The sequence below is a fragment of the Paracoccus sp. (in: a-proteobacteria) genome, from assembly GCF_046289755.1.
Classification (GTDB): domain Bacteria; phylum Pseudomonadota; class Alphaproteobacteria; order Rhodobacterales; family Rhodobacteraceae; genus Paracoccus.
Genome location: NZ_JBKBVD010000046.1, coordinates 24445 through 30444 on the forward strand (window position 1 = coordinate 24445; position 6000 = coordinate 30444).

Here is a 6000-nt window from a genome sequence, read left to right on the forward strand (position 1 = left end):
GGCGACCGCATGGCTGTGCTGCGTTGCAGACATATCGGCCCCTGCGGCATGATCCCGCCACCATACGCGGAGCGTGATCCGCGGCAACGATCTGGGAGGATCCATGACCATGAAATCCGTGCTGGCGGCCTCGACCGCCATGATGCTGGCCGTGCCCGCAATGGCCGAACCCACCGCCGAGGTGATGCACTGGTGGACCTCGGGCGGTGAGGCCCGTTCGGTCGCCGTGCTGCAGGAACAGTTCGCAGCCGAGGGCGGCGTCTGGACCGACATGCCGGTGGCAGGCGGCGGCGGTGACGCGGCGATGACTGCGCTGCGCGCGCGCGTGCTGTCGGGCAATGCGCCGACAGCCGTGCAGCTGAAGGGCCCCGCCATTCAGGAATGGTTCGAAGAGGTCGGTCTGGCTGACATCGGCCCCGTGGCCGAGGAAAACGGCTGGGACGCCGTTCTGCCCGCCCGGATCGCCGAACACATGAAATGCGAAGGCCAGTGGTGCGCCGCGCCCGTGAACGTGCATCGCGTGAACTGGATCTGGGGCAACAAGGCGATCCTGGACGAGCATGGCATCGAGATGCCGACCACCTGGGACGAGTTCAACGCGGCGGCGGACAAGCTGGCGGCAGCGGGCGTGACGCCGCTGGCCCATGGCGGTCAGAACTGGCAGGATGCGACGATCTTCGAGACTGTCGTGCTGGGTCTGGGCGGGCCGGAATTCTATCAGCAGTCGCTGGTCGATCTGGACCCCGAGGCGCTGACCTCGGACACGATGGTGCAGGTCTTTGACCAGATGCGCACGATCCGGGGCTATGTCGATCCCAACTTCTCGGGGCGCGACTGGAACCTTGCCACCGCCATGGTCATGAACGGCGAGGCCGCCTTCCAGATCATGGGCGACTGGGCCAAGGGCGAGTTTCTGGCCGCAGGCAAGGCGCCGGGCACCGATTTCGTCTGCGCCCCCACGCCGGGCGAGGGGTTCCTGTACAACGTCGACAGCTTTGCGTTCTTCGAGCTGGACGGCGAGGACAAGCAGCAGGGTCAGGCGCTGCTGGCCGGTCTGATCATGGGCCCGGACTTCCAGCAGACGTTCAACCTGAACAAGGGCTCGATCCCCGCGCGCACCGATGTGTCGCTGGAGGCGTTTGACGAATGCGCGGTGCAGTCCAATGCCGATATGGTTGCGGATGCCGAGGCGGGCAGCCTGCTGCCCAGCTATGCGCATGGCATGGCGCTGCGCGGCGCGCCCGCCGGTGCGATCACCGATGTGGTGACCGCGCATTTCAACAGCGACATGTCGTCGGCAGACGCCGTGCAGCAACTGGCCGACGCCGTCGCCAACGCGATGTGATCTTGGCCTGAACGTCCCGCGCCTCCGACCGGGGTGCGGGATATTTCATTGGGGATATCCGGATAATGGAATGGCTTGAACGCAACGTGCCCAAGCTGGTCTTGGCGCCGTCTTTCGTGGCGATCATGGTGTTCGTCTATGGCTTCATCGCCTGGACGGCATGGATCAGCTTTACCCGATCACGGCTGATGCCACGATACGAGCTGGACGGGGTCACGCAATACACCCGCCTGTTCGCCGCGCCGCGTTGGGATGTGGCGATGAACAACCTGTTCATCTTTGGCGGGCTGTTCATCGTGATCTCGATGGTGATCGGGCTGATGCTGGCGATCTTTCTGGATCAGAAGATCCGGGCCGAGGGCGTGTTGCGCACCATCTATCTGTATCCGATGGCGCTGTCGCTGATCGTGACCGGCACGGCGTGGAAATGGATCCTCAACCCCGGTCTGGGCCTGCAGGAGACGATCCGGGGCTGGGGCTTTGAAAGTTTCACCTTCGACTGGCTGATCCAGCCCGAGATGGCGATCTATACCGTCGTGCTGGCCGCCGTCTGGCAGGCCTCGGGCTTCGTGATGGCGCTGTTTCTGGCCGGTCTGCGCTCGGTCGACAGCGAGATCATCCGTGCCGCGCAGGTCGATGGCATCCCCACCCACCGCATCTATTCCGCGATCATCATCCCGACCATGGCGCCGATCTTCCTGTCGGCCTTCATCGTGCTGGCGCATCTGGCCATCAAGGCGTTCGATCTGGTGATCGCGCTGACCGGCGGCGGCCCCGGCTATGCGACCGACCTGCCCGCGACCTATATGTACGCGATGGCGTTCTCGCGCGGTGATCTGGGGCAGGCGGCGTCCAGCGCCATGATCATGATGATGGTCATCTTCGCCATCGTCGTTCCCTATCTGTATAGTGAATTGAGGCCCCGCCGTGACCAGTAAAACCATGCTGCGCTGGGGCCTGTACGGGATGCTGATCCTGTTCGCCCTGTTCTATCTGATGCCGCTGTTCGTCATGCTGACCACCTCGCTGAAAAGCCTTGAGGAAATCCGCACGGGCAGCCTGCTGTCGCTGCCGCGCCAGATCACCTTTGCGCCCTGGCTCGAGGCCTGGTCCACCGCCTGCGCGGGCACCCAGTGCGAGGGGCTGCGGCCGTTCTTCTGGAACAGCATCGTGATGGCGGTGCCTGCGGTGATGATCTCGACCATCGTGGGGGCGCTGAACGGCTATGTGTTTGCGCAATGGCGCTTCAAGGGCGCGAACCTGTTCTTTGCGATGATCCTGTTCGGCTGCTTCATCCCGTTTCAGGTCGTGCTGCTGCCGATGGCGCAGATGCTGGGCCTGATGGGGCTGGCGGGCACGATTCCGGGGCTGGTCTTTGTCCATGTGATCTATGGCATCGGCTTCACCACGCTGTTCTTCCGCAACTACTATGTCACCATCCCGCAGGAGCTGGTGCGCGCGGCCAAGGTTGACGGGGCCGGGTTCTTCCGCATCTTCTGGTCGATCTTTCTGCCCATCTCGCTGCCGATCATCACCGTCTCGGTGATCTGGCAGTTCACGCAGATCTGGAACGACTTCCTGTTCGGCGTCAGCTTCAGCGGGGCAGGCTCGCAGCCCGTGACCGTCGCGCTGAACAACATCGTCAACTCCACCACCGGCATCAAGGCCTACAACGTGGACATGGCCGCGGCGATCATCGCCGCCCTGCCCACGCTGCTGGTCTATGTCATCGCCGGCAAATACTTCATCCGCGGCCTGACCGCCGGCAGCGTCAAGGGATAAGCCATGCCCATCCTTCAGATCGACCACCTGCAGAAAGCCTATGGCGACACCCATATTCTGCACGACATCAATATCAGCATCAATGAGGGCGATTTCCTTGTGCTGGTCGGCCCCTCGGGCTGCGGCAAGTCCACGCTGCTGAACTGCATCGCCGGGCTGGAGCCGATCACCGGCGGCGACATCCAGATCGCCGGGCGCAATGTCACCGGCGTTTCCCCCAAGGACCGCGACATCGCGATGGTGTTCCAGTCCTATGCGCTTTACCCGACGATGACGGTCGCCAAGAACATCACCTTCGGCATGAAGGTGCGCGGCGTCGACAAGGCCACGCAAGAGGCCAAGCTGGCCGAGGTCTCGCGCCAGCTGCAGATCGAGCCGCTGCTGCACCGCAAGCCGGGCCAGCTGTCGGGCGGCCAGCGTCAGCGCGTCGCCATGGGCCGGGCGCTGGTGCGCGACCCCAAGCTGTTCCTGTTCGACGAGCCCTTGTCGAACCTCGACGCGAAACTGCGCGTCAGCATGCGGACCGAGATCAAGAAGCTGCATCAGGACCTGAACGCCAGCATCGTCTATGTCACCCATGACCAGATCGAGGCGATGACGCTGGCCACCAAGATCGTCGTCATGAAGGGCGGCGTGATCCAGCAGATCGGGACTCCGGCCGAGATCTACAACCGGCCCGCGAACATGTTCGTGGCCGATTTCATGGGCAGCCCGGCGATGAACCTGATCCCGGCGCGGGTGCGGTCGGAAGGCGGCCAGACCCGGATCGAGATCGAGCGCGATGGCGCGGCGCCGCTGGTCATCACCGATCCGGTGGCCCGCAACCTGCCCGCCCAGATCATTCTGGGCGTGCGCCCCGAGGACATCCACGAGGCCACAGGCAATGCCCATCTGCCCGGCACCGCGCAGGGTGCGGGCGGCGATGTGATGATCGAGATCGTCGAACCGGCGGGCGCTGACACCTTTGCCGTCACCCATCTGGGCGGCAAGCCGGTCACCGCGCGGCTGCGCGCCGAAAGCGCCGTGCAGGCGCGCCAGCCCTTTCCGCTGGCCTTCGATCTGTCCAAAGTGTCGTATTTCTCGCCCACGGATGGTGAGCGGCTGAACTGACGGAACCCTCACCAGGCTGCGTCCGAAAGTCGCAGCCCGGTCCCGGGACCTCGACGTCCTGGGAATTGACCCAGCGTCACATGCGATAAGGCAGGGTGAATCCGGCAGCCGGACTATCGCAATGCGTGCAAATAGTGCAAATGGCCCATATCCCGGCGGCGGATCGCGTGCCCGCCGCGTCCGGGTCAGCCAGCACCTGTTCATTCGCGTCGCATAAAAGATACTTCCGGACATGTTCAGCGATGACATCGACCACCTCTATGCCGCGATGCTGGGAGAACGGTCCTGGGCCGCGTTTCTGCAGCACCTGACGCGCGACATTCCGGCCGGAAAGGCCACGATGCAGATGTATGACCACCTGCACCGGGGCAACAGCTTTGTCGCGCAGCAGACCGGCTTCGACAGCGCGGCGCTGGAGGCGTATCAATCCCATTACGTGACCCGGAACCTGCTGCAGCAGGCGATGGCCGCAAAGCCGGTCGGAGTGGGCATCCCCGATGATGCGCTGGTCGCCGGGCACGAGCGGCGACGGAACAGCTTTTTCAACGAATGGCTGATGCCCAACGAGGTGCGCGCCTCGGCGGGGATCAAGATCAGCACATCCGGCCAGCGGGTCTCGTCGCTGGTGCTGCTCAGCGGCCATGCCGATGACGATGGCCGCACGCATATGGCCCGCAAGCTGACCAGTCTGGGTCCGCATCTGCAGCGCGCCCGCGCATTCTACAAGCATTCCGGCCCCGGCACCCAGATGGACCTGCTGTCGCAGTCGGTGCCCGAGGCGTTCGGGGCCGGTGTCATGCTGATCAGAAGCGACGGCCATATCGCCTTCATGAACAGCGCGGTGGCCGGGCTGCTGGAGGGTCAGACCACGCCTCTGGTGTTCAACAACAGCCGCCTTCACGTGCGCCCCGGCGAACTGGCGGACCGGATTTCGCAGATGACGCGGACGGATTACGCGGGGCCGCGATCGGTGGATTGCTATCTTCCGCATCTGAAGGTGTCGCTGCGCCGCCCCGAACAGGACAATATGCACATGCTGTTTTACGGCGCGTCGCTGATCATCATGCTCAGCGGGCTGACCGGCACGCCCCTGACATTCGAGCGGCGGCTGATCGCGCAGACCTACCGGCTGACGCCGGCCGAAATGCGCGCCATCGACGGGCTTGTCGGGGGCAAGACCGCCGCCGACATCGCCACCGAGGCGGGGCTGTCACGTGAAACCATCAGGGCGCAGATCCGCAGCCTCTATGCGAAAACCGGGGCGCATAGTCAGGCGGATATCATCCGCCTCGTCCGTCCGCGCTGATCCCGCCGCTGCGCAGAATGTATTTTTATCACCGGGTTGTCGCTTTTAACCCCCGCGGGGTAAGCGGTCGCACAAATGACCGGATAATTGCTGCCCAGCCTTGAGGACCTCAGGGTTCCTGCATTGGCGGATCGTATTTTAACCAGTTATTTCATGTCGAGTAGGGCCCCGCGTCTGGCGCGGGGCCTGTTCGGCCCGCCCTGCGGCCTTCCCGTCACGCCGATCCTGCTGGCACCACCCTGAGGCGCGCCGACCCGGCCCGTCGCTCAGGTCGTTCCCACGAACATGCGGTCGCGGGCTGCGGTGATGTGGTGGCGCATCGCCTCGGTGGCCTTGTCGGGGTGCTGGCTGCGGATGGCCTCGATGACGGCGCGATGCTCGGACTGGACCTGTTCCTGCCGCGCCGGATCGGCCAGCAGCGTCAGCGAGCGCGACAGATTCATGCCGAACCCGATCT

6 protein-coding genes are annotated in these 6000 nt (G+C 64.3%); 5 read left to right on the forward strand and 1 reads right to left on the reverse strand.

Annotated elements, in window-relative coordinates; genetic code table 11:
- Window positions 1–103 precede the first annotated feature (103 nt).
- The 5 genes from ACK41U_RS15270 to ACK41U_RS15290 all read left to right on the forward strand — a co-directional run bounded on the left by ACK41U_RS15270 (window position 104) and on the right by ACK41U_RS15290 (window position 5543).
- Window positions 104–1345, forward strand: coding sequence for an ABC transporter substrate-binding protein (locus ACK41U_RS15270; protein WP_409681795.1), 1242 nt, complete (start codon window positions 104–106; stop codon window positions 1343–1345).
- A gap of 62 nt (window positions 1346–1407) precedes the next feature.
- Entirely contained in the window at window positions 1408–2283 is an 876-nt protein-coding gene (locus tag ACK41U_RS15275) for a carbohydrate ABC transporter permease (protein WP_409681802.1), read from the forward strand.
- A gap of 4 nt (window positions 2284–2287) precedes the next feature.
- On the forward strand, window positions 2288–3127 hold the full coding sequence (locus tag ACK41U_RS15280; protein WP_409681804.1) for a carbohydrate ABC transporter permease: 840 nt from the start codon (window positions 2288–2290) through the stop codon (window positions 3125–3127).
- A 3-nt stretch (window positions 3128–3130) separates the two neighbouring features.
- On the forward strand, window positions 3131–4237 hold the full coding sequence (locus tag ACK41U_RS15285; RefSeq protein WP_409681797.1) for an ABC transporter ATP-binding protein: 1107 nt from the start codon (window positions 3131–3133) through the stop codon (window positions 4235–4237).
- Window positions 4238–4469: 232 nt separating this feature from the next.
- Complete coding sequence (locus ACK41U_RS15290) at window positions 4470–5543, forward strand: helix-turn-helix transcriptional regulator (protein ID WP_409681799.1); 1074 nt, start codon at window positions 4470–4472, stop codon at window positions 5541–5543.
- 266 nt (window positions 5544–5809) lie between these two features.
- Here the strand turns inward: ACK41U_RS15290 and ACK41U_RS15295 are convergent.
- Window positions 5810–6000 (reverse strand): FCD domain-containing protein (locus tag ACK41U_RS15295; RefSeq protein ID WP_409681801.1); only part of this gene is annotated, 191 nt, incomplete at its 5' end.

Coding starts and splice junctions, on each gene's coding strand:
- ACK41U_RS15270 (WP_409681795.1), top strand. CDS start 104: ATGACCATGAAATCCGTGCTGGCGGCCTCGACCGCCATGATGCTGGCC.
- ACK41U_RS15280 (WP_409681804.1), top strand. CDS start 2,288: ATGCTGCGCTGGGGCCTGTACGGGATGCTGATCCTGTTCGCCCTGTTC.
- ACK41U_RS15285 (WP_409681797.1), top strand. CDS start 3,131: ATGCCCATCCTTCAGATCGACCACCTGCAGAAAGCCTATGGCGACACC.
- ACK41U_RS15290 (WP_409681799.1), top strand. CDS start 4,470: ATGTTCAGCGATGACATCGACCACCTCTATGCCGCGATGCTGGGAGAA.